Annotated in this window: 19 protein-coding genes and 2 tRNA genes; 10 read left to right on the forward strand and 11 right to left on the reverse strand. The window is 45.5% G+C overall.

Annotation, left to right across the window (positions count from 1 at the left end; all coding sequences use genetic code 11):
- Positions 1 to 2: 2 nt before the first annotated feature.
- The 6 genes from G4D73_RS10995 to G4D73_RS11020 form a co-directional block, all read right to left on the reverse strand.
- Positions 3 to 2,840, reverse strand: coding sequence for a monovalent cation/H+ antiporter subunit A (locus tag G4D73_RS10995; protein WP_213687745.1), 2,838 nt, complete (start codon positions 2,838 to 2,840; stop codon positions 3 to 5).
- Between the two features lie 435 nt (positions 2,841 to 3,275).
- The gene (locus G4D73_RS11000) at positions 3,276 to 4,658 is read right to left on the reverse strand and encodes an ATP-binding protein (RefSeq protein WP_213686762.1); all 1,383 of its coding nucleotides are present in this window, start codon (positions 4,656 to 4,658) and stop codon (positions 3,276 to 3,278) included.
- A 41-nt stretch (positions 4,659 to 4,699) separates the two neighbouring features.
- Entirely contained in the window at positions 4,700 to 6,202 is a 1,503-nt protein-coding gene (locus G4D73_RS11005) for a UvrD-helicase domain-containing protein (RefSeq protein WP_213686763.1), read from the reverse strand.
- A gap of 15 nt (positions 6,203 to 6,217) precedes the next feature.
- Positions 6,218 to 7,000 (reverse strand): bifunctional phosphoribosyl-AMP cyclohydrolase/phosphoribosyl-ATP diphosphatase HisIE, encoded by a 783-nt coding sequence (gene hisIE / locus G4D73_RS11010; RefSeq protein ID WP_213686764.1) that lies wholly within the window; start codon positions 6,998 to 7,000, stop codon positions 6,218 to 6,220.
- Between the two features lie 224 nt (positions 7,001 to 7,224).
- A complete protein-coding gene (locus G4D73_RS11015; protein ID WP_213686765.1) occupies positions 7,225 to 8,112 on the reverse strand; it encodes an SDR family NAD(P)-dependent oxidoreductase in 888 nt (295 codons plus the stop codon).
- 295 nt (positions 8,113 to 8,407) lie between these two features.
- Positions 8,408 to 9,685: an O-acetylhomoserine aminocarboxypropyltransferase/cysteine synthase family protein gene (locus G4D73_RS11020; RefSeq protein ID WP_213686766.1), complete on the reverse strand. Its 1,278-nt coding sequence runs from the start codon at positions 9,683 to 9,685 to the stop codon at positions 8,408 to 8,410.
- A gap of 308 nt (positions 9,686 to 9,993) precedes the next feature.
- Here G4D73_RS11020 and ettA point away from each other — a divergent pair, with 308 nt between their 5' ends.
- Positions 9,994 to 11,655: an energy-dependent translational throttle protein EttA gene (ettA, locus tag G4D73_RS11025; protein WP_004281122.1), complete on the forward strand. Its 1,662-nt coding sequence runs from the start codon at positions 9,994 to 9,996 to the stop codon at positions 11,653 to 11,655.
- A 77-nt stretch (positions 11,656 to 11,732) separates the two neighbouring features.
- On the opposite strand, the gene G4D73_RS11030 is transcribed toward ettA, so the two are convergent.
- The 5 genes from G4D73_RS11030 to G4D73_RS11050 all read right to left on the reverse strand — a co-directional run bounded on the left by G4D73_RS11030 (position 11,733) and on the right by G4D73_RS11050 (position 14,417).
- On the reverse strand, positions 11,733 to 12,074 hold the full coding sequence (locus G4D73_RS11030) for a membrane protein (RefSeq protein ID WP_004281123.1): 342 nt from the start codon (positions 12,072 to 12,074) through the stop codon (positions 11,733 to 11,735).
- Between the two features lie 157 nt (positions 12,075 to 12,231).
- Positions 12,232 to 12,307: transfer RNA gene (locus G4D73_RS11035), tRNA-Glu, on the reverse strand.
- A 38-nt stretch (positions 12,308 to 12,345) separates the two neighbouring features.
- Positions 12,346 to 12,421 (reverse strand) — tRNA-Ala (locus tag G4D73_RS11040).
- Positions 12,422 to 12,478: 57 nt separating this feature from the next.
- A complete protein-coding gene (gene gltX, locus G4D73_RS11045) occupies positions 12,479 to 13,987 on the reverse strand; it encodes a glutamate--tRNA ligase (protein WP_213686767.1) in 1,509 nt (502 codons plus the stop codon).
- A gap of 127 nt (positions 13,988 to 14,114) precedes the next feature.
- Positions 14,115 to 14,417 (reverse strand): hypothetical protein, encoded by a 303-nt coding sequence (locus G4D73_RS11050; RefSeq protein WP_004281126.1) that lies wholly within the window; start codon positions 14,415 to 14,417, stop codon positions 14,115 to 14,117.
- A gap of 416 nt (positions 14,418 to 14,833) precedes the next feature.
- On the opposite strand from G4D73_RS11050, the gene G4D73_RS11055 reads away from it, so the two are divergent.
- The 9 genes from G4D73_RS11055 to G4D73_RS11095 all read left to right on the forward strand — a co-directional run bounded on the left by G4D73_RS11055 (position 14,834) and on the right by G4D73_RS11095 (position 25,250).
- A complete protein-coding gene (locus G4D73_RS11055) occupies positions 14,834 to 15,811 on the forward strand; it encodes a sulfate ABC transporter substrate-binding protein (RefSeq protein ID WP_228305209.1) in 978 nt (325 codons plus the stop codon).
- A 243-nt stretch (positions 15,812 to 16,054) separates the two neighbouring features.
- The gene (locus tag G4D73_RS11060; RefSeq protein ID WP_129717172.1) at positions 16,055 to 17,074 is read left to right on the forward strand and encodes a sulfate ABC transporter substrate-binding protein; all 1,020 of its coding nucleotides are present in this window, start codon (positions 16,055 to 16,057) and stop codon (positions 17,072 to 17,074) included.
- 184 nt (positions 17,075 to 17,258) lie between these two features.
- Entirely contained in the window at positions 17,259 to 18,170 is a 912-nt protein-coding gene (rsmH, locus tag G4D73_RS11065) for a 16S rRNA (cytosine(1402)-N(4))-methyltransferase RsmH (protein ID WP_085064331.1), read from the forward strand.
- Between the two features lie 76 nt (positions 18,171 to 18,246).
- Positions 18,247 to 18,513 carry a cell division protein FtsL gene (gene ftsL / locus G4D73_RS11070; RefSeq protein ID WP_370940785.1) on the forward strand — a complete coding sequence of 89 codons (267 nt, stop codon included), beginning with the start codon at positions 18,247 to 18,249 and terminating at the stop codon, positions 18,511 to 18,513.
- A gap of 15 nt (positions 18,514 to 18,528) precedes the next feature.
- A complete protein-coding gene (gene ftsI, locus G4D73_RS11075; RefSeq protein WP_213686768.1) occupies positions 18,529 to 20,352 on the forward strand; it encodes a penicillin-binding protein PBP3 in 1,824 nt (607 codons plus the stop codon).
- A gap of 11 nt (positions 20,353 to 20,363) precedes the next feature.
- On the forward strand, positions 20,364 to 21,860 hold the full coding sequence (locus tag G4D73_RS11080) for a UDP-N-acetylmuramoyl-L-alanyl-D-glutamate--2,6-diaminopimelate ligase (protein ID WP_213686769.1): 1,497 nt from the start codon (positions 20,364 to 20,366) through the stop codon (positions 21,858 to 21,860).
- A 9-nt stretch (positions 21,861 to 21,869) separates the two neighbouring features.
- Complete coding sequence (locus tag G4D73_RS11085) at positions 21,870 to 23,273, forward strand: UDP-N-acetylmuramoyl-tripeptide--D-alanyl-D-alanine ligase (protein WP_213686770.1); 1,404 nt, start codon at positions 21,870 to 21,872, stop codon at positions 23,271 to 23,273.
- A complete protein-coding gene (mraY, locus tag G4D73_RS11090; protein ID WP_213686771.1) occupies positions 23,274 to 24,392 on the forward strand; it encodes a phospho-N-acetylmuramoyl-pentapeptide-transferase in 1,119 nt (372 codons plus the stop codon).
- Between the two features lie 54 nt (positions 24,393 to 24,446).
- Positions 24,447 to 25,250, forward strand: a complete 804-nt coding sequence (locus G4D73_RS11095) for a putative RNA methyltransferase (RefSeq protein ID WP_213687747.1) — start codon at positions 24,447 to 24,449, stop codon at positions 25,248 to 25,250.
- Positions 25,251 to 25,264: the final 14 nt, after the last annotated feature.

Below are 25,264 nucleotides of genomic sequence, written 5' to 3' on the forward strand. Positions count from 1 at the left end.
TATTATCCTCTTGGTACTGGGCCAGACATGCTGGAGTGACGTGAATCGCCCAAGACTGAAATCATCAGCATGGTGGCACCGACGACAGTGACATAGACGCCGACATCGAATAGCGCAGCCGAAGCTAAATGCATTTCTCCAATAATAGGCGGAGAGACATAAATATGTGCACTGGTCAGGAATGGACGTGACCAGAACCAGGCCGCGATTCCGGTTAATCCTGCAATCGTTAAGCCGACTCCAATCCAGATTTCATACAGGCGACCGGATTTCGCACCCAGCAACTGTTCGGTTTTGTCCTGTCCCACTGCAATATATTGAATAATAAGTGCCAGTGAAGTCACCAGTCCGGCAATGAATCCACCGCCTGGCAGGTTATGGCCACGCATAAAGATATACAGGCTGACTACGAGCGCGACCGGCAAAATCCAGGATGCGGTAATACGTAACATCAGCGGGGAAGGATTAAAACGATAGGTCAGGCCCTGCGTCATGGTGGTACCATGCGCACGCATGCCATCCATTAGGCTCAGAACACCAATGGCTGCAATGCCCAGTACAGTAATTTCGCCGAAGGTATCGAAACCACGGAAGTCGACCAGAATCACATTCACCACATTGGTTCCGCCGCCCAGAGGAATGGACTGTTGCAGGAAGAACCATGAAATGGAATTGTGATCACGGGTCATGATCAGCCAGGCAATTGCCGCAATCCCGAGACCGCCGCCCAAGGCAATAATGGCATCGCGCCAGCGACGGGTCGGACTCGATTCATACGGAGTTAATTGTGGCAGTAAAGATAAACTCATCAGTAGCAGAACAGTGGTGACCACATCGACCGTAATCTGGGTCAGCGCCAGATCGGGAGCCGAGAAGCCGATAAAGACCATGGTGACGACCAGACCGACTGCACCGCTAATGAGTACCGCTTTAATGCGCTCATGATGGAACCACAGCAGCATCCAGCAGGCGGAGAACAGCAGTAACCACAGGATAATCGCCAGGGCAGGGGCATGGGTCAGCTCGCGCGTACCCGTACCCACCGCATTGCTGAGTAATGGGAACCCCACCAGCCCGACGGTAAAAATTACAATCCACAATAAATAGCTTTGCAATTTGCCATTTTCAGTGGCACGGCGGAAACGGCGTGAATTCAGCAGCAAATTTTTCAAAAACAGGTCGAACAGCACTCGGCCCTGTAAGCGGCCCAGTTTTGGATCCAAGTCGATTTCACGTAAGGCGCCACCTTTGGCGAGAGAAAAGTAAAAGATTATTCCGCCGAGCAGAGCGATCACACTCATCAGCAGCGGCAGGTTGAAACCATGCCAAAGCGCCAGATGAGTGCCTTCAAAGGCAAAATTCTGGGTGGTGGCTTGAGTAGTGCTGTTGACAATTTTTTCCACCAGAAGAGCCGGTAATAGACCGACTAAAATACATAAAATTGCTAACAAAGTGGCCGGTGCGCGCATACCAAAGGCAGGTTCATGTGCATCTTTATTCGGGACCTGCTTGCCTAGCGGACCATCGAAAAAGACTCCATGCACCAGTCGAATGGAATAAGCCACCGCAAAAATCCCGGCCAGTGTCGCGACAATAGCAGAGCCGACCATAAGTGGACCACTCAAGCTGGCGACCAGTTCGGTAAAGAACATTTCCTTGGACAGGAAACCATTGGTCAACGGTACACCCGCCATGGATGCTGCCGTGATCATGGTCAGCGTGGCGGTAAATGGCAGTAATTGCCATAGGCCAGACAGTTTACGCAAGTCACGGGTACCGGATTCATGATCGATGATGCCGGCAATCATAAACAGTGCCGCTTTAAAGGTGGCGTGGTTAATAATATGGAAAATCGCTGCTGCAACGGCCAGTGGTGAACCAATCCCCAGCAGACACATGATCAGGCCTAAATGGCTGATGGTTGAATAGGCAAGTAAGCCTTTCAGGTCTTCCTTAAAAATGGCAAAGAAGGCGGCCATACACAGGGTAAATAGACCAACAAAGGTCACAATATTATGAAACAGTGCAGCACCGGCAAAGATCGGGAGCAAACGTGCGACCAGGAATAAACCGGCTTTGACCATGGTGGCCGAGTGCAAATAGGCAGAGACCGGTGTCGGTGCAGCCATGGCATTCGGTAACCAGAAGTGAAACGGGAACTGCGCACTCTTGGTAAAGGCACCGAGTAAAATCAGCAACAGGGTTGGAACAAATAAATGATGGGACTGAATCTGTTCAGTCATCATCAGGATTTGGTCAAGCTGATAAGTGCCGGTGATTTGACCAAGCAGGACAAAACCGCCCAGCATCGCCAGACCACCCATTCCGGTAATGGTCAGGGCCATACGTGAGCCACGTTGCGCCGCTTCGTAATTGCTCCAGTAACCCACCAGCAGGAAGGATGAAATACTAGTCAGTTCCCAGAAAATCAATAAGATAATCAGGTTATTCGACAATGAAATTCCGAGCATCGCCGCCATAAATAGCATCAGCAGGAGATACAGTTTGCTCAGTGAATTTTTTGGATTGAGATAATAATAGGCATAAATATAAATCAGTGTACCAATTCCGCTGATCAGCAAGGCAAACAGCAGTCCCAGAGAATCCAGGCGAAAACTGAAATCGATGCCGAGCTGGGGCAGCCAGGACCAGGTCTGGGTAATCACTGCACCATCAAATATGGCGGGCGCCTGACTCAATAATAATAAGAAACTGCTGAGGCTGACACCAATTGCCCCTAAAGCCGTTACCCCGCGCGAAAATTGTTTCAGCCACGAGACAAGGGTTGTGCCTAATACTAACGGTAACAATATAATAATCGGCAGCACACTCGTATCCATTGTCATGATTTAGGTTGTGACCAACCTAAGGTGAATCTTTATCTTTCAAGGACTACAGGACCACAAGGAGCGACCCAAACTTCTCAATCTTGAAAGCCAAAAGAATATTCAAAAAGAATATAAAACAGTTGTATTGCGCAACTTATAAACGATAGCAAATTCCGATTTTACAATGAAATTCGCAAATAAAACCGATCATATTACAGGATAACAACAACATCAACGTTTTTATGTCGAACTTATAAATTATACGCCGGCTCGGTTTTAACAGGCGCTGCATGCTTAAACAGATCATCCAGAAGTGACCGAAAATTAAGATTAAATTGCAGGCATTGATTGTAAATTTGACTCAAAACAGTTCAATCCTGGCAAAAACAGAATGCTGAAAAGCTCCCTTATTGACTCAAACAATCGCGCTTATTTTTTTGAATCTGTTTAGAGCGACTGAGGTAGCGTCGGATGATGCTCCTGAGCAAGTAGGGCTAGCAGTTCCTGCTGTTGCTCCGGATTTAACTGTTGCTGAATCATTTGCAATACAGCAAGTGGTGTGACGGGTTCAGTGACCGTTTCCATTAAAGTATCTTCGGGTGAAATATCTCTATTTCGCTGCAATTCCAGCTCTGCGTAGATCTGATCAAACTGGGTTTTCATACTTTCAAGGTGAATGGGGTGCAGCTGTTTATTTTCCAGTTTCAGATATTGAAAAGCGTGTGCCTGTTCCAGCAATTCAGGTCGGTTGCCGGTCGTAATAATCTGCAAGTTAGGAAAAGCCTGATGCAGGCGTGATAGGATCACTGCTGCCATCTCCTGATCCAGTTGATGATCAATTGCATCAATCAACAAAACGCCTGTACCTTCCTGACACGGAAATAAACTTTTGGGATTCAATAGGCAAAGACGCCGCACAATATCACCCACCAGTGCAATCCAGTTGCGGATACTGTTGGGCAGTTGCTGGAAGCTAAAGGTCTGTTGCTGATAGGTCACCATCAGTTGCAGCTTGGGCTGGTATTTTAAATAAATCTGGCTGACTTCTGGCAGGATCAGTGACAACGCCTGTTTTAAAGCGGTGAGATTTGGTGCATGCAGATGTGCCTGGGCTTTCTCGATCTGCCGGGCCAGTTCATCTCCGCGAATATCCTCTGGCTGCTGTAAGGCACGCGCCAAAATCTGATCCATAAGCTTAGCACTTTGCGCATTTTCAATATCACTGATTTCACGAAACCATTCAAAAAAACGGGCAAAGGTGGTGAAAGGAATCGCAGCTATTTCATAAGCATGTGCGGACTGGAGAATGGCCGGGTTATTTTTGCTGAGCAGATTGACTTCATTGGTAAAACGTTCAGCAGGATAATAGGCAATTAGCGGCAAACCGAGCAGGGGATCGTGCAAGCGGGCTTTCTGATACAGGCTGAGCATGCTTTCAAGCTGTGAGGTTTCTGCTTTGCTAAAACCCAGCCCCTGACTGTTTAGGGTCTTGTAGATTTGCCATGAACAGCTTTGTAGGTTCGTAGGCTCGGACTGACTGGATTCTGGCAAGCTGCCCATCTCTTCAGGAAAACCGATCCGGATATCAATTTTGGATTGCAGCCGGTTTTGCATGATGTCCTGATCTTGCATCACCAGACCCGCGGCACGGCTGTCGCGATAACGCGCTGCAAACCAGGTCAGTGCCTGATAGCTAAAACGTAAAAGCGTAGTTTTGCCAGTTCCCTGATTGCCCAGAATCAAGGTGACCGGGCATTGCGGATAATTAAACTGGAGCTGAATGTCGGAAAAATGCAGGGTATGTTTCAGTTGAAGCGCTTGGATGTGCATAGATCACCTGTCCTATGAGGTTTACATCCATGCCATGCACCTTAACCGACTGCCTGCCGAAGCGACTGCGGCATTTTGATCTTCAGTTGCTGAATCAGGTCATAAATGTGATGAATATTTAAACTCACTTTAGCACGTGTACAAGCCACGTAAAGTAATCTTAATTCTTCATCACTAATTTTATGATCTTTTTCATTCAGCTTAAACTGATAGTCATCTTCAATATGAACCCGATCCCATTCCAGACCTTTGGCCTTGTGTGCCGTGGAAATAATATAGTCAGCTTGGGCAATCGGGGTGATTTTAGCCAGGGCTTTTTTTAGTGGATCAGTCCCATGTTCGTCCACCAGTTTGACCAGTGGCTTGATGTCACTGCCTTCATTGGTTTCACAGTATTCATGGACATCATGCCAGGAGTTAAACCAGGCCAGTTCCGGTACATCAACCACACGTTTGCCCTGTTTCAGCATGGCGGCCGCATCGACAAAACGATTCAGTTTGACATGGTCGGCTTGCAGGCTGACTTTATCACCACGAACTAAACCCGCTAATAACAATTCCATGGCGCGGGCATTGGTTCGGCATAAAATTGCATCACGCATTTTGGTATGCGGTTTATTCACGACCTTAGAGTCTAATAGCGGATTGCCAAGCAAAGGTACGGTCTCATTGAGGGCACCTAAAATGGCATTGGCATTCAGGGCAATTTCAGGACCGAAACGAAATGAGGTGGTCAGACGTGATTCTGGTAAGGGCAGTTGCTGCATGGCATTGACTGCACCACGCCAGGCATAAATCTGCTGATGGGCATCACCGACATAAATCACCTGGGTGCTGCGCTGTTTCAGTAGAATCCCCAGCATTAAGGGATCGGCATCCTGAGCTTCATCGAACAGCACATAATCGGCCGGGATATTCGGCTCGGACAGTGCCCAGAGTTTCAGGTAAATGTCATGACCGATGCCGGCCTGATGATTTGGATCAATCGACTCTAGCCAGCGTCGTTCGACTGCCGGATAAAGTTTCTTCTGTAAAGTCTCGATATCATCCGGATGCAACCAGCTCGGCGCCTGAATATGCCGCGGAGCAGGGTATTGCGAACTGGTCGAGCAGAAATAACCGACACCATTGGCGACTAAACTCGCCAGACGCGAAGGCATCAAGACATATTTCTCATAACGTCCACCCATCATGCGGCGCATGGTCATCGGTTCAAGCCGGTACTCTTTGGCAATAAAACTCGGACTCAAGCGTGGCAGACGCAGCTTGTCGGTCACTCCACGTGGAACACTGCGAAATGCCAGCGAGTGAAAAGTCCGGCAATCCACACCCCGGTGGAACCTGGCCTGCGCTTCACTGGCAATGGCTTTGTTAAAGGCCAGATACATGCCGCGTTTTTGCGGCATGGCATCACTGATCATTTGCAGGGTAGTGGTTTTACCTGTACCTGCATAGGCAATCACCTTAAAGGATTTGCCCAGACGTGCGTTATCAATGGCAGTGGCCTGCTCATAGGTCGCGGTCGGTTTTTTTAAATCAGACACAGATGAATTCAAGGCTTAATGCTGACGGTTGGCTTTTTCAACCAGACCAGACAAGCCTTGGCGACGTGCCAATTCATTTAATACCAATTGCACATCCAGGTCGAAATAACCGAGCATGACGATGGTATGGAACCAAAGATCTGCCACTTCATAGATCAGATCATTTTTATGGTCTACCGAAGCATCCTGATCAAAGTCTTTGGCTGCCAGCACAGTTTCAAAGCTTTCTTCACCCACTTTTTCCAGAATCTTGTTCAAGCCTTTATGGTAGAGCTTGGCTACATAAGAAGAATCCGGATCGGCCTGTTTGCGTTCTGCCATCATCTGACCCAGATAAGACAGGACTTCGACCTGTTCAGATTGGGCGGTTGACGCTTCCATCGCCAGCGTATGCGGATTCGTGGATTTTTCGCCATAAATCGCAGAGGGATCTTTCAACTGTGCATCGACAATTTCCCAGCCATTTGGCGTGAGCTTGCGATAGAAGCATGATTCACGGCCAGTATGGCAGGCAATGCCACCATGCTGTTCAATTTGCAGCACAATCACGTCGGCATCACAGTCCAGACGGATTTCATGTACGGTCTGAAAATGTCCTGATTCTTCGCCCTTATGCCATAACTTGCTGCGTGAACGAGAGAAATACACTGCCTGATTTTTTTCGGCAGTTAAAGCCAAGGCTTCACGGTTCATCCAGGCTACCATCAACACACGTCCAGTTTGATGATGCTGGGCAATGGCAGGGACTAATCCTTGTTCGTTAAATTTTACTTCATCGAGCCATTGCGCGTTGTTCATAAGGGTTTCCATCATTTCAATCAAAATATAAAAATACGGATAGGAAATATCCGCTGATAGTGTACGTGATCTCGCAGCATTTGCGGCAAAAATCTGTGTTGATCAGGACAGGCGTGTCGTGGTTTTTTAAATCAGTCCACTTTATTTCAGATCTTGCAAAACTGAGACAGAGAAAAGCCGCCCAGTCGGCGGCTCGTATTTCCAGCAATCATCCGTCTGAAAAATTACCAGTGTTCGCCCGGGAACAAACGTGCATATGCTTTTTGCACCAAGTTTAATTTTTGTGGTTGACCCATAGATGCAGTTGAACTTGGGAACAGGTTATAACCAATCGACATCAAGACATTGTTGATATCCGGTGCAATTGAATAGGTAATGGAAGCCAGACGGCCCAAACCGGTCGCCACTTTCTTCGGACGTTTCACAATCGCATAGGCAACCAGGTCAGCCGCCTGTTCCGGAGAGAGCGTTGGGACATATTTATAAATTTTAGTTGGCGCAATCATCGGAGTACGCACCAAAGGCATATAGATCGACGTGATTGCGATTTTATGTGAATGCACTTCTGCAGACAAACAGCGGCTAAAGGCATCCAGCGCAGCTTTTGATGCGACATAGGCCGAAAAGCGGGTAGCATTGGCCAGTACGCCAATTGAGCTGATGTTAATAATGTGACCCGCGCGACGAATCATCATTTGCGGCAGGATATTCATCACCAGACGCACGGCGCCGAAATAGTTCAGCTGCATGGTCCGTTCAAAATCATGAAAACGATCTACTGACTCATGCACGGCACGGCGGATCGAACGTCCTGCATTATTGATCAGAATATCAATATGATCGACTGAGGCAATAATCTGTTTGGAAACTTCATCAATCGCTTCCATATTGTTTAAATCACATGGAAAGATTGAGGCTTTGCCGCCTTTGGCTTCAATTTCTGATTTTACTTGTTCTAGGGTTTCCTGAGTACGGGCCACCAGTAAAACATGGGCACCTGCATCAGCCAGTTGATGTGCTGTCGTTAAACCAATACCGCTGGATGCACCGGTAATCAGGACGGTTTTACCTGCAACACGTTTTTCCAGTTGTTTGTGTAGTCTAGTTTTCACGTTTGTTATCCCTAATTTGAAGTCAGCGTTCAAATTATTTTTATTAAAGGTCTATGGCGCTCTAACAGAAGATGAGAGCGAAGGTGAGTCCAGATATGATAACCAATTCTTCAGGAAAATCTATAAATTAAAGTATTGAAATTAAAATAAAAATTAGAGTAATTGCTCTATTTGTGTTCACTCTTTCATTTAACTTTTAACATGAAAATAAAAAGTAAAGCAAGTGGCTGTTTTAGAAAATAAATAAAAAAACCTCACCAAAATGATGAGGTTTCGAAGCGGCTCGGGCACCTTTTTAAACGGCCGCCAGCGCCTGTTCCAGATCGGCAATCAGGTCATCACTATGTTCAATCCCAATGGATAAACGCACCATATCCTCACTGACGCCTGCCGATTTTAACTCTTCGGCATTGAGCTGACGATGCGTAGTAGTCGCCGGATGGCAGGCCAGACTTTTAGCGTCGCCGATATTGACCAGACGGGTGAACAATTGCAGGGCATCAATAAAACGTGTGCCGCCTTCGAGACCATGTTCTACCCCAAAGGTCAGAATGGCAGACGGTTTACCTTTCACATATTTCTGTGCCAAGGCATGCTGTGGGTGATCTTTTAGGCCGGCGTAATTAACCCATTTCACTTTAGGATGTTTTTGCAGATATTCAGCGACTTTCAGTGCGTTTTCAGTATGACGTTCCATCCGTAGGCTTAAGGTTTCCAGACCTTGCAGAATCAGGAATACATTTTGTGGACTGATCGCAGCGCCGGTATTGCGCAGTGGCACTACACGGGCACGGGCGATATAAGCCGCCTCTCCCAAAACTTCGACATAGTTCACGCCGTGGTAGCTTGGATCAGGCGTATTCAGGGCAGGGAAACGTTCAGGGTATTTACCCCACGGGAATTTACCGCTATCCACAATGATGCCACCAATTGAATTGCCATGACCGCCGATATATTTGGTCAGGGAATGCACCACAATATCTGCACCAAAGTCGAAAGATTTTTGTAGTACTGGGGTGGCAACGGTATTGTCGACAATCACCGGTACACCATATTCATGTGCAATTTTAGCAATGGCTTCCAGATCAATAATATTACCCAGTGGATTACCAATCGATTCAACAAAAACCAGTTTGGTTTTTTCATCAATCAAGTCACGCAGACTTTCCGGCTTTTCATAATCAAAGAAACGTACTTCAATGCCCTGTTTTGGTAGGGTATGTGCAAAGAGGTTATAGGTACCGCCATATAGTGTTGACACAGAAGCAATGTTGTCACCAGCTTCAGAAATGGTCTGAATGGCATAGGTAATCGCAGCCATGCCAGAGGCCAAAGCCAGTGCTCCGATCCCGCCTTCCAGTGCTGCAACACGTTGTTCCAGAACCGCAGTGGTCGGGTTCATAATTCGGGTATAGATATTGCCCTGAACCTTTAAATCAAAGAGATCGGCCCCATGTTGAGTATTGTCAAAGGCATAAGACGTGGTTTGGTAAATCGGCACTGCCACAGCTTTGGTGGTTGCTTCTGGGGTATAACCTGCATGAATCGCAAGGGTTTCTGCTTTATAACTCATTCTGTTTGATCTTCTTGTTTAAGTTTATGGCTTGAGTGTAGCATTTTCACATATGAGTAAAAGTGCAATTTTATTGAAATAAATATATGAAATATTCATATATCGGCCTGGATTTGAGTCATTTATTTTACTGAAAACAACTGTTTAAAAAAACATCAGCAATAAACTTGTAACAATGCATTGAAGTTCATGGCAATGGCTTATGTTTTCGCAGCTTTCTGCGTATAATAGCCGATTATTTTTTCGCTCATTTTTGAGCTGGGGTGGTTGTTTTAACCCCATTTGGTTTTTCAGTTGAGGAGTCCTACGTGGCCCAATATATTTACACGATGAACCGAGTGTCGAAGATGGTTCCGCCTAAGCGCGAAATCCTGAAAGACATCTCCTTATCATTTTTCCCAGGTGCTAAAATTGGTGTGCTTGGTTTAAACGGTGCAGGTAAATCTACCTTGCTTCGTATTATGGCGGGCGTAGATAAAGATTTCTCTGGTGAGGCACGTGCGCAACCGGGTACAAAAATCGGTTATCTTGAGCAAGAACCACCTTTAGATGAAACCAAAGACGTTCGTGGTAACGTTGAAGATGGTTTACGTGAACCTCTTGATGCTTTAGCGCGTCTGGATGAAGTCTTTGCTGAATATGCAGCAGAAGATGCAGATTTCGATGCACTTGCGAAAGAGCAAGAGAAGCTTGAAGCGATTATCCAGACTTGGGATGCACATAACCTTGCCAACCAGATGGATCAAGCGGCTGCAGCATTGAACCTGCCTGCTTGGGATGCAGATGTATCTAAGCTTTCAGGTGGTGAGCGCCGCCGTGTGGCACTTTGCCGTTTACTTCTGTCTAAACCAGACATGTTGCTTCTCGATGAACCGACGAACCATTTAGATGCTTCTTCTGTATCTTGGTTGGAACGTTTCTTGAAAGACTTCCCGGGTACCATCGTTGCGATTACGCACGACCGTTACTTCCTGGATAACGTAGCTGAATGGATTCTTGAGCTTGACCGTGGCATGGGTATTCCGTATCAAGGTAACTATTCTTCTTGGCTTGAGCAGAAAAATGCCCGTTTAGAGCAAGAGAACAAGCAGGAAGAATCTTTTGCTAAAGCATTGAAAAAAGAACTTGAATGGGTTCGTTCTAATGCCAAAGGTCAGCAAAAGAAAAACAAGGCGCGTATGGAGCGTTTTGAAGAGCTTAACTCGCGCGAATTCCAGCAACGTAACGAAACTTCTGAAATCTACATTCCACCTGGCCCACGTCTGGGCAACAAGGTTGTAGAAGTTGAAGGCATCAGTAAATCGTTTGGTGATCGCTTACTGTACAAAGATTTAACGTTCACAGTACCACCTGCTGCAATTGTGGGTATCGTGGGTGAGAACGGTGCGGGTAAAACCACGCTATTCCGTATGATGACTGGCGAACAGCAACCAGATACCGGTACGGTAACGCTGGGTGAATCGGTTAAAGTGGCTTATGTCGGTCAGATCCGTGACACGCTAGACAACAACAAAACTGTCTGGGAAGAAGTGTCTGGTGGTTTAGATATCTTGAAGATTGGTGATTACGAAATCGCATCTCGTGCGTATATCGGTCGCTTTAACTTTAAAGGCCAAGATCAGCAAAAGCGCGTAGGTCAATTGTCAGGTGGTGAGCGTAACCGTTTACAACTTGCGAAAATCCTGCAAATGGGTGCTAACGTTATCCTACTCGATGAACCATCAAACGACTTGGACATCGAAACCTTGCGTGCACTTGAAGATGCCATTCTGGTATTCCCAGGTACTGTGATGGTGATCTCGCATGACCGTTGGTTCCTGGACCGTATTGCAACGCACATCTTGTCATTTGAAGGTGAAACCCCTGAATTCTTCACTGGTAACTATGCTGAGTTTGAAGAATATCGCCGTAAGCGTGATGGTGATGATCTTGTAGCGAAGCGTCAAAAATATCGCAAAATCGGTGTTTAATCATCTCCGACTTTTGTAAATAAAAAAACCAGCCTCAGGGCTGGTTTTTTTATGTTTATTATATGGTGGAGGGTAAATTAGATTTCCCACTCATGATTACATTCACGGCATTTCCATTTCTTTTGTGTTTGCATGAATGCCTGCATTGAAATTTTAAAATCAGGTAGATCTTTATAGAACATAAAACCTGCGATCAAAGAAAGAATAAAGACGATCACAGTCGCAGTCTGTAAAGTGGTACCTGCACCATCGCCAAAAATCCACATCGCGATGCTAATAATGACCAGTAATAATAACAGGAACAGGGCAGGGACCAGAAACATTAAGCTTTTAGGAACCACTGGACGTGGAGCTGCTTGACCTGGCTGGGCCACTGGCATGATTTTCGGGCTTTGACACTTAGGGCAACGATATTGCATTACAACTCCAAAATTCTAAATTACTGATTATTTTATCGGAAGATGCGAAGAAACCGAAATATTGCCCAACATAAAATATACAGGCAATAAAAAACCCAAGTCGTAATGCTTGGGTTTTTTATAAGATGACCATAATATATTATGGTCATCTTGAATATGGCGTCCCTACGGGGATTCGAACCCCGGTTACCGCCGTGAAAGGGCGATGTCCTAGGCCTCTAGACGATAGGGACAATTGAGGCAAATAACACAGCTAAAGCAAGACTTGATTTGGTGGAGTCAAGGAGGATCGAACTCCTGACCTCTACAATGCCATTGTAGCGCTCTACCAACTGAGCTATGACCCCAGTCTGTGTGAGCGCTATATTAGGGATATCGCGCTCACACGTCAACACAAAAATTAATTAAGCTTGATCAACTGCTTCATTTTTCGGCAACTTTAAGCTTTCATTGAGTTTTTCCCAGACTTTCAGCTCTTTTTTGCTTGGACCACCGACAATTTCCAGCGCATGACGTAAACGTGCAAAGGTTAAATCAGGACCAATGGTCACCATCGTTTGCATCACGGGTGTAGACGCAGTCGAACCGGCGATCGCAATAAAGAACGCAGGCATGAAATCACGTAACTTGATTTCCATCTGTGTCGCCAAGTCCATCAAGGTCTGGCTCACCGTGTCGTTATTCCAAGTAAACAGGCTTTCTAAACGCCAAATTGCGAATTGAAGACTTTGACGTACCTGTTCATCCGACAGTTTCTTGCTTTCAAACTGTTCTTTAGACAGGGTCGGGAAGTGGTTGAAGTAATGCGCAGACCAATTTACTGCTTCAGACAGCAGGTTAATACGCGGTTGAATCGCAGCCGCAATTTCTTCTAACTTGGCACGATCTGCTTTCCAGGCCAATAATGTGTCTAGAAGTTCAGCCGGGCTGAGTGCCTTGATCCATTGACCGTTTAACCAGTTTAGTTTCTCGACATCAAAGATCGGACCACCAAGTGATACACGTTTGATATCAAAATGTTCAATCATTTCTGCCAGAGTGAATTTTTCACTTTCATCTGGCATTGACCAGCCCATACGACCTAGGTAGTTCAACAAGGCTTCAGGTAGTACACCGATGTCTCTATAGTAGTTAATTGAGGTCGGGTTTTTACGTTTAGACAGCTTAGATTTATCCGGGTTACGCAGCAGTGGCATGTGGCATAGTACCGGCATGTCCCAACCGAAATATTGATACAGTAACTGATGTTTCGGCGCAGATGGAATCCATTCTTCACCACGAATTACGTGGGTGATTTGCATCAAATGATCATCTACTACGTTTGCTAAATGGTAGGTTGGGAGGCCATCGGTTTTTAGCAGGATTTGCATGTCTACTTGCGCCCATGGAATTTCCACTTCGCCACGCAGCATGTCATTGAATTTACATACGCCTTCGGTTGGTACTTTCATACGGATGACGTGTGGTTCACCAGCGGCCAAACGACGCTCAACTTCTTCTTGAGTGAGATTCAGACCGCGACCATCATAACGTGGCGACTCACCACGTGCCTGCTGTTCTGCACGCATTTGATCTAGTTCTTCTGCAGTTGCAAAACAGTAGAAAGCATGGCCTTTCTCTACCAGTTCCAAGGCATAATTTTTATAGATATCCATACGTTCTGACTGGCGATACGGCGCATGCGGGCCACCGACATCAGGACCTTCAGACCAGTTCAGACCCAACCAGCGCAATGAATCCAGGATCATTTTTTCAGATTCAGGCGTTGAGCGCAGTTGGTCAGTATCTTCAATACGAAGAATGAATTCACCGCCATGCTGTTTAGCAAAACATAAGTTAAACAAGGCGATATAGGCAGTACCTACATGCGGAAAACCAGTAGGAGAAGGTGCAATACGAGTACGAACAGTCATAGCCGGATCTAATCTTAGATATAAAATTGCAGCTATTATAGCGAAAAAGCCACATCACTTAATGCTTTATTCAACATTGAGTGATGTGGCTTTTAAATCCGGGAATATTCAGCGCTGTTGATGCTGATTAAGAATGAGCACTCGAAAAAATACTTTGGACAAAGCGGGTGAAGCGGTAATTCTGTTCTGCAAAGAAATTTTGCGAAGGTGCGACTTTAAATGCAGTTAAGACTTTTAGATTATCTTCTGTTTGAAGTGTTTTTTCAGTTTTTTGTTGCTGAATCGCTTTTTCAATCGGCGAAGTCTTGCTTTCAACAGTGCTTACTGTAGGCTTCGGCAAATCTGTCTTCACAACGACGGCATGACCGAGTTGAATCGAGAACAACATAATCAGGCTTAGGATGCTGGCTGTGAATAATGTAAATTTCATATCCAAACTTCCTCCTTACTTCTGGTTGGTTTTATTTTGTTAAAAATGTTTTTTTAATACTCTGTCTACAATTTAATCACAGTTGATCATAAAGAAGTAGAACCAAGTCACATTTTTTACAAAAGAAATAATATAACTCTGTGGAAAATTACCAAAAATCGTAATTTCCTGTTTTGGTGGCCTATTTTTAACAGACAACTGTGAAGAGAACGTGAAGAACTGTCTTATATTGTAGCAGAAGATTACTTTTCTGGCAGAATATGTATCCGGATTTAATTGTTAGAAGATATCTCAAAATCAGCAATAGATTGTAGATATTGTTATAAATGTATGATTGTTATGTTTATTTTTGATTTGTATAGTGCGGGTCATATAAACAATGAGTTACATCAGATGAAAAAATAATAGCATCCGCAATCTTGACAATTTTAGTGGGAACAGCAGTACAGAATTCTATTGCCAAACATTTCCTGAATGTCTCTTATGACCCGACCCGTGAATTTTATCAGGAATATAATGAAGAATTTGGCAAGTTCTGGAAGCAGAAAACCGGACAAACGGTTAATTTTAAACAGTCGCATGGCGGTTCAGGCAAGCAGGCACGTTCGGTGGTCGATGGTTTGCAGGCCGATGTCGTAACCTTGGCCTTGGCCAATGATATCGAAGAAATCGTCAATGCAGGTTTAATCGAGAAAGACTGGCAAAAAGAGTTTCCGAGTAATTCGGCACCTTATACGTCTACGATTGTATTCTTGGTGCGTAAAGGGAATCCAAAGCAAATCAAAGACTGGAATGATCTGACCAAAGCGGGTGTGGACATTATTACCCCAAACCCAAAAACCGGTGGCGCACCGCGTTGGATCTACCTGTCTGCTTGGGGTTATGCGCTGAAACAGCCTGGCGGGAATGATGCGAAAGCCAAAGAGTTGGTGAAAAAACTTTATCAAAATGTCAAAGTTTTAGATTCCGGTGCCCGTGGTTCACTGACGACGTTTGCCGAGCGCGGCATTGGTGATGTGCTTTTATCCTGGGAAAATGAAGCCTTGCTGGCGACGCAAGGTCTGGGTAAAGACAAGTACGATATTGTCTATCCATCGATTTCAATTCTGGCCGAACCATCGGTAGCCATTGTCGATAAAAACGTGAATAAAAATGGCAATACCCATCTGGCCAAAGGTTATTTGAACTATTTGTATTCACCGAAAGGGCAGGAGCTTGCTGCGAAATATTTCTTCCGTCCGCGGGACGCCAAAGTGGCTGCCAAATATTCAGACCAGTTTCCGAAAATCCAGACCTTTACCATTGATAAAGTCTTTGGTGGTTGGGCCAAAGCGCAAAAAACACATTTTGTGAATGGGGCGATTTATGACCAGATTTACAATGAAAAAAGATAAGTGAGCGGTAGTCTAAATAGAATAAGGAAAATGGCTAAAGTGTTATCCATTTTCTTTATATCTAATGCATAAAATTCTATATATTAGATATAAGTAGAATAACACATAATATTTTCCTTTTAAAAACAAAATATTAAACAGAAAAACCTTTCATTTTATCGTGTTGTGATGTTGTAGGGTGAATTGCGATAAATGATTTTATTTCATATAGTTATATCTAATGAAGATAAACTCTGTGCTGCCATGAAAATTCAATTAAAATCGTTATTTAGTGCTGCCTTATTGGCGACTGGTTTAGGCATGACCGCGACTGCTTCACAAGCAGCAGACCGTCAGTTTCTGAATGTATCCTATGATGCTACGCGTGAGTTCTATGATGAATTTAATAAATCATTTGGCGCTTACTGGAAAAACCGCACCGGTCTGGATGTGAATTTCAAGCAGTCACATGGCGGTTCGGGCAAACAGGCACGTTCTGTGGTTGATGGCTTGAAAGGTGATGTGGTGACTTTGGCACTCGCCAACGACATCGAAGAAATTGTGAAATCTGGTCAGATTCAGCCGGGCTGGCAAAAGGAATTCCCACACAACTCGGCACCTTATACCTCGACGATTGTATTCATGGTACGCAAGGGCAATCCGAAAGGCATCAAGGACTGGAATGACTTAACCAAACCAGGCGTACAAATTATTACGCCGAACCCAAAAACCGGTGGTTTGCCGCGTTGGGTGTATCTGTCTGCATGGGGTTATGCCGAGAAACAGCCAGGCGGTAATAAAGCCAAAGCACAGGACTTTGTCGGCAAACTTTATAAGAACGTGAAAGTGATGGATTCTGCTGCACGTGCTTCAATGACCACCTTTGCTGAGCGTGGGATTGGCGATGTATTGCTGACTTGGGAAAATGAAGCTTTAGTAACGCAAAAAACCTTGGGTAAAAACAAGTTTGATATCGTTTATCCATCAATTACGATTTTAACTGAACCGTCAGTGGCGATTGTGGATCGTACGGTAGAGAAAAATGGCAATAAATGGTTAGCAACAGGTTATATCAATTACCTGTATTCACCATTGGGTCAGGAAATGGCAGCTAAACATTTCTATCGTCCACGTAATGAAAAAGTATTAGCGAAATATTCGGCACAGTTCCCTAAAATCAAAACCTTTACCATTGATGAAGTCTTTGGTGGTTGGGCCAATGCACAGAAAACCCATTTTGTGAATGGTGCAATTTTCGACCAGATTTATAACAGCAAACGTTAATTGATCTGCGAAGTTATCTAGATTGAAAAAAGCCTCCAAAACTGGAGGCTTTTTTGTATGAGAAAAATGCTAAAACGGTTTTCTCTATGGAAAGTAATATTTATCTACAAAAAGTCGTTTGGAGCTTTGCCTAAACAGGGTGATAATGTGCAGTTAAATTTTTCCCCCTATTGATTGAGTTTTTATGTCACATATTTCTGTATTACTTCACGAAACGATTGATGCCTTGTTGGCGGGTCGCAATACGGGAACTTATGTGGATGGAACCTTTGGCCGTGGTGGACATACGCGTTTATTGCTGTCCAAATTAGATGAAAATGCACGCGTCTATGCCTTTGATAAAGATCCACAAGCACTGGCGGTGGCGGCTGAACTCGAACAAGAAGATTCACGTTTTAAAATTATTCATGCCAGCTTTGCTGATCTGAAAGATGCATTGGCTGAACTGGGCATTGAACAGGTAGATGGGGTAATGGCAGATCTGGGTGTTTCTTCACCGCAACTGGATCAAGCTGAACGTGGTTTCAGTTTTATGAAAGATGGCCCGCTGGATATGCGTATGGACAACTCGCAAGGTCCGACCGCAGCAGAATGGCTGACCCAGATTGAAGAAGAAGCGCTGGCGAATATCATTTTTAAATATGGTGAAGAGCGTTATAGTCGCCGTATTGCCAAGGCAATTAAGGCTGCCGGATATATTGATACCACGGCAAAGCTGGCTGAGATTGTAAAAGTAGCACACCCGAAATGGGAAAAAAATAAGCATGCTGCGACCCGTACTTTCCAGGCGATTCGTATTGCTATTAATAAGGAATTAGAAGATATTGAAATCTTCTTGCCTCAGGCCGTTGAAATCTTGAAACCTGAAGCACGTTTGGCGGTGATTAGCTTCCATTCACTGGAAGACCGTTTGATTAAACAATTTATTCAAAAAGAGTCAACGCTTGAAGAAGATTCAGGCTGGGGAATGCCACAACAACAGAAAGATACGCGACGTTTAAAGAAAGTTTCTCGTGTTAAAGCCAGTGATGAGGAGGTCAAAGCCAATCCTCGTTCACGTAGCGCATGGCTGCGGGTAGCAGAACGTTTAGCTTAATAGGCAGATCATGAAAACGGAAGTGGTTGATAAAAAAACAGAAAAATTGTGGCTGAAAAAAGTTACAATCTATCTCATGCTGATACTGATGGTCTTCATCAGTGCAGTATTTGTGGTATTTCAGGTATTTGAATACCGTCAGGACAACAGAAAGCTGAGTACCTATCTGCGTGAAAGGGATGACCTGAATGCAGAGTGGGGGCGTTTGCTGATTGAACAGCAAACTTTTGGCGCGACGGCACAGATCGGTACGCGTGCAGTGACACAGCTGCGTATGTATTCACCTCCGGTTTCACAAAGTGTCGTGATTTCCTTACCACAAACTTCAGATGAGAAAAAATAAGGCTAGCGTTCCGACATGGTAGACAAGAGAAAGAAGCAACCGGTACGTAAAAAACAATCGGTCACCGACAAAAATGCCTCAAATGTTTATATCAATCGTTTTTACATCATGTGGGCGGTGGTGCTGCTGTGTTTTGTGACACTGATTTGCCGTGCTTTCTATGTACAGATTATTAATAAAGATTTTTTGCAAAATAAAGCCAATGCCAATATTTTAAGAACCAATACCATCAAGGCGATGCGTGGCGTAATTTATGATCGTAATGGCATTCCATTGGCGATCAGTACTCCAATCATGAAAATTGTGATTGATCCACGTGATTATTTTGACAATAAAAAACTCTATGACGAGACCATGCTGGCGCTGGAAAAAGAACCGAATAGCCGCAAGCTCAAACGTCAGCTACCGGATAAAAACCTGAATCTGGATGAGCTGGCTGATGCAGTGGGTATGGATCGGGCAGAACTGCGCAAAAAAATAGAAGAACGTCCGCGTTCACGTTATCTGATTCTGAAAAAAGAAGTTCCCCCACAACAGGCCGAACTGATCATGAAACGTAATTTTCAGGGCGTATATACCGAGAAAAACTATAAACGTTATTATCCGCAGCCGCAGCCAAACTCTCAGATTATTGGCTTGACCAATAGCGAAGGCAGCGGCATTGAAGGTCTGGAAATGCAGCTGAATAGCCGTCTTTCCGGAAAGGATGGCGAGCAGCAGATCATTCGCGATAAAAAAGGCAACCGGGTCAAAGAACCTGAAGTGATTAAAGAAGTTGAGCCGGGCGAAAATATTACCTTGAGTATCGACTCGCGTCTGCAATATATTATGTACCGTGAGCTGACGGCGGCCGGTGTTGCCAATAATGCCCGTTCAGCGACTGCGATTGCGGTAGATGTCAAAACCGGTGAAATTCTGGCGCTGTCCTCATGGCCATCCTATAACCCGAATGATAAAAACAGCCTGCTCAACAAGGATGCCATGCGTAACCGCGGTGCAGTCGATTCGTTCGAGCCGGGTTCGACCATGAAGCCGCTGACTGTAGCAATGGCCTTGGAAAGTGGCAAATATACGGCGAATTCAGTGGTGAATACCACACCGGGCAGTATGCGGGTCGGTAATCATACCATTCGTGATACGCATAACTATGGTCAGTTGACCTTGGGTGGCATTATCCAGAAATCCTCTAACGTTGGTGTGGCGAAACTGGCCTTGTCGCTGCCGTATGAAACCTTACCAACCTTCTATAAACGTCTGGGTTTTGGTCAGCGTTCAGCAGTGAAATTCCCGGGGGAAAGTGCCGGTTTGATTCTTCCACCAAGCAAATGGAATGTATCAGAAGTGGCGACTATGTCTTATGGCTATGGTCTGAACGCCACCGTGTTACAACTGGCCGATGCCTATGCCATGTTGGCCAATAAAGGCGTAAAAATGCCGCTGAGCCTGTACAAGCTGGAAGAGCAGCCGCAGGGTGAACAGATGATCGATGCCAAGATTGCCGATCAGGTCCTGCTGATGATGGAAACCGCAACCTTACCAGGTGGTACGGCAACTCGCGCCACCATCCCAGGTTATCGCGTGGCAGGTAAAACCGGTACTGCACATAAGTTGCGTGCCGACCGTAAAGGTTATTCGACCAGTGAATATCGGGCTTTATTTGCCGGCGTAGCACCAGTCAGTGATCCACGGATTGCCATGGTGGTGGTGGTAGAAAATCCACAAGGCACCTACTATGGCGGTACCGTATCTGCACCAGTCTTTGCCCGCGTGATGCAGGAATCCTTGCGTCTGCTGAATGTCCCTCTGGACAAACCTTTAGAACCTCCCAAAGTCCAGTAAATAGGTGATCAATGTCTATTACATTTCAAGATCTCTACACCCCTCACGATGTCGCTGACTGGATGAAGCAATCCTTTCAGGGCTTCGAGCTGGATAGTCGTAAAGTTAAACCCGGACAGATTTTTATTGCCTTGACCAGTCTGTCACAACCGGAAAAAACTGCTCAATTTGCCCAGAAAGCCTTAGAGCAGGGCGCATTAGCCGTGATTTCAGAAACTGAACTGGATGTATCTCCAAATCTGATGGTGGCAGATGTACGTCATCTCATGGGGCAATGGCAAAAGCAGTATTTGCAAGCAATCCAACCCGTTGCGGCTGCGCGTATTCTTGCAGTCACCGGCACCAATGGTAAAACCACGATTTCTCGCTTGGTGGCTGAATTCATCATGCTGCAAGGTAAAGCCTGTGCGGTGATGGGCACAACAGGTAATGGAATTTTACCGAACCTAGAAGCATCTTCGCATACCACCCTGGATGCCTTGCAACTGCAAAATGCCTTGCATGGCTATGCGCAGGCCGGTGCGGAGTTTGCCTCGATTGAAGCCAGTTCGCATGGTCTGGAACAAGGCCGCTTGAATGGTTGTGATATCGAGATTGCGGGCTACAGCAATTTGAGTCGTGACCATCTGGATTATCATGGAACGCTACAAGCTTATGCAGAAGCAAAGTCTGGTTTATTCCGATTTAAATCTTTAAAAGTGGCTGTCATCAATATTGATGATGAACATGCACAGATCATGCTGGATGCTGCGAAAAATAATCCGGCACAGCCTAAAATTTTGACTTATTCCACCAAGCAAAAAGCGGATTATCAGGTTCAGGATATTCAGTACAGCATTTCAGGTGCGAACTTTAAACTAGAAACTGCTTCTGCTGAATATGTGGTTAACAGTCCATTACTGGGTCATTTCAATATTGAAAATCTGGTCGCCAGTCTGATCATGGCGGAGCAGGCTGGTTTTGACCTGAACAATTTGATTGCAACTGTAACACAGCTTAAAGGTGCGCCAGGTCGCATGCAGGTGCTACGTGATGGTGAGCGCCTGTTTGTAGTGGATTATGCGCATACTCCGGATGCTCTGACTCAGGTTCTGGTGACCTTGAAACGGCATGTCTCGCAAAATCTCTGGGCAGTCTTTGGTTGTGGTGGCGACCGTGATCGCGGTAAACGTCCCCTGATGACTCAGGCTGCTTTAGACGGTTCGGATATTGCAGTACTCACTTCGGATAATCCGCGGACCGAAGATCCGGCACAAATTTTTGCGGATATGAAAAATGGCATTGATTTTTCCGGCAAAACCTATCATGAAATTCATGACCGTCGTGAAGCGATCAAGTTTGCGGTTAAACACGCGCAGGCGGGTGACATTGTCGTGATCGCAGGGAAAGGGCACGAAAATTATCAGGAAATTGATGGCGTACGTCACTGGTTTGATGACGTGATCGAAGTGCAGGCGGCGATTGATGCCCAGCATTGCAGTACAGATTCAGCCTATTCAGCGCATTAGGATTCAGATATGCATACCTCAACAACAAGTACTGCGGCGCTGGAGCCGTGGAGCATAGAACAATTACAGCAGGCCACCCAAGGCTACTGGCTGAATGATAAAAAGTCTGCAGGCCAGATCAAGCGGATTTTGACTGATTCACGTGATGCAGAAGCAGGTGATGCTTTTCTTGCGCTGAAAGGCGAGCGTTTTGATGCACATGACTTTATTGCGCAAGTGGCGGCTCAAGGTTGTGACATTGCCATTGTCAGCCGTCCGGTGGATGCTGATATTTGCCAGCTAGTGGTAGAAGATACCCGTCTGGCATTGGGATTGTTGGGTGCTTATCGCCGTCAGCAGAATCCTCAGCTCAAAGTGATTGCCTTGACCGGCAGTAGTGGCAAGACCACGACTAAGGAAATGTTGGGGAGCATCTTGTCGCGTCTGGCACCGACCTTGGTGACACGTGGTAATTTGAATAATGACCTTGGTGTGCCAGTGATGTTGCTTGAGCTGCGTCCTGAACATCAATATGCAGTAATGGAACTCGGTGCAAGTCATCAGGGTGAAATTGATTACACTTCAAAAATGGTGCAGCCGCATGTGGCGGGGATCATTAATATCGGGACTGCGCATTTAGGTGAATTTGGCGGTCGTGACGGGATTTGCCGCGCGAAATCCGAGATTTATGCGCATATCTCTGAAACCTCAATTATTCCTGCTGCAGATGATTTTGCTGAAGTCATTCGTGCCGCAGTAAGAACTGAAAAAAGCTTAAGTTTTGGTGCTGGTGGTGAAGTCTATGCCAGCGATGTAGTACTTGAAGCTCAATCTTCAAGCTTTACCCTGAATACAGCACAAGGCTCCAAAACAGTTCAGTTGCCGTTTGCCGGTGAGCATAATGTTGAAAATGCGACCGCAGCAGCAGCTTTTGCCCTGGCGATCGGTATTGGTCTGGATGATATCGTGGCTGGCCTGGAACAGGCAGTGGGTGCGAAAGGTCGTCTGAACTTTATTCCGCACAAAGACTATTTATTTATTGATGACACCTACAATGCCAATCCGGGTTCGATGCGTGCAGCAGCAGAAGTGTTGGCACAACAGCAAGGCATCCGGATCATGGTCACCGGCGATATTGGTGAACTCGGTTCATCTGCCGCAATCGAGCATTACAAGCTCGGTCGGGATCTGGTCTCGGTGAAAGGCATTAATTTTGTGGTGGCTGTGGGTGAATTTGCGCCTGCCGCACAAGAAGGTGCTCGTAGTACACAATATGGTAAAAAAATGCAGGCTTTCCTGAATCAGGAGCAGGCTTTGCCATTTTTAATTGATTTGATTGAAACACATCATCCCCAGCCAATGTCTTTCCTGTTTAAAGGGTCGCGTTTTACCCATATGGAAACATTGATGGCTGCATTGATGGAGAAACTCTAAATGCTGTTATGGCTATTTGACCTTCTGGCGGGCTTTGACAGCACGTTTCAGGTGGTTCGTTATTTAACTTTACGTGCTTTACTCAGTGTTTTGACGGCACTGACCATTGGCCTGGTGCTTGGCCCAATCATGATTCGCAAGCTGCAGGCGCTGAAATATGGTCAGGCAGTCAGCTCGTATGCCCCTGAAAACCATGCCAAGAAAATGGGTACACCGACCATGGGCGGGGTGCTGATCCTGCTTTCAATCGGGATTTCGACTTTACTCTGGGCGGATCTGTCTAATCCTTATGTCTGGATTGTACTGGGTGTAATGGTGATTTTCGGTGCCGTGGGCTGGGCCGATGACTGGATCAAAATCCGTTATAAAGACAATGCAGGTTTGCCTGCGAAGAAAAAATTCTTCTGGACTTCAGTGGGTTCGTTGGGTGCTGGTATAGCCTTGTATGTGATTGCGCAGCAACAGAGCAATCCGGTGCATACTGCGAATATGCTGGATCTGCTGATTCCATTCTTTAAAGACTTAAGCATTCCATTGTCAATGATTCCGCTAGGTATTGGATTTATTATCTTTACCTATTTCGTCATTAACGGTGCATCCAATGCCGTGAACTTGACCGATGGTCTGGATGGTCTGGCGATCATGCCAATCGTGCTGGTGGCTACAGGTCTGGGCGTATTTGCCTATCTGGCCGGTGATGTGCGTTTTGCCAATTATCTGCATATTCCTTATGTGAAATATTCCTCTGAACTGGTGGTGATCTGTGCTGCCATGATCGGAGCCGGTTTAGCTTTTCTTTGGTACAATGCCCATCCAGCCCAAGTGTTTATGGGTGATGTCGGTGCTTTATCTCTCGGTGCAATGCTCGGTACGATTGCCGTCATGGTGCGTCAGGAAATCGTATTTGCGATTATGGCTGGTGTTTTTGTAGTGGAAGCGATTTCAGTATTCCTGCAGATTGGTTCATTAAGAATGCGTAATAAACGCGTATTCCTGATGGCGCCGCTGCATCATCATTATGAAAAGAAAGGCTGGCGTGAAACCCAGGTGGTGATCCGTTTCTGGATTATTACGATTATGCTGGTAGTTTTGGGTCTAATGACCTTAAAATTGCGTTAAGAAATGCATGAGAAAAAGTCGGCGCATGCCGGCTTTTTTGTTTTGGAGAAAATGATGAATTTACTCATGTGCCCAGTCTGTCGCCAGCAGTTGAGCTTAAATGAAAGAACATGGCGATGTGAGAATCATCATAGTTACGATGTTGCCAAACAGGGCTATGTGAACCTGCATGTGGTTCAGCACAAGCACAGTAAAAATCCGGGAGATACGCCTGAGTCTGTGCAGGCACGTCGCGCATTTCTTAGTGCAGGTTATTATGCGCCTTTGCAACAGGCCGTCGTGGAAAAGATTCGCGAGTTGCGGATTGAAAACCTTTTAGATATTGGTTGTGGCGAAGGTTATTATACGAATGCCATGCGGGCCGAAGTGCTGCAATGCGTCGGGGTTGATATTGCCAAGAATGCGGTTCAGGTCGCAGCCAAACTGAATAAAGAGGTGACTTGGGTCGTAGGAACCGGAGCGACTTTACCAGTATTAGATGAGTCGATTGATCTGTGTACCAGCTTGTTTAGTCCAATTCCCAAACAGGAAATCCTGCGAGTCCTAAAACCAAAATCTTATTTGATGGTAGTGACGCCGGCACCACAACATTTATATGCCATGCGTGAGGCTTTATTTGAAGAAGTCAAACCACATGAGCCACAAAAGTTTGTGGAGCAACTGCAAGATGAGTTTAATCTGGTTAGTGAGCAGGTGATTGATGCAGCGATGATTTTGCAACAGGCAGATTTAAAAAACCTGATTGCGATGACGCCATATGCTTATAAGGCCAAACCTGAACACCGTTTAGCACTCGAACAGCAGGATCAGTTTAAATTGATGGCGCAATATCAGATTTACCTGTTCCAGAAAAAATAAAAAATGCATATAAA

It is taken from the genome of Acinetobacter sp. WY4 (assembly GCF_018438165.1).
In the GTDB taxonomy this organism is placed as follows: domain Bacteria; phylum Pseudomonadota; class Gammaproteobacteria; order Pseudomonadales; family Moraxellaceae; genus Acinetobacter.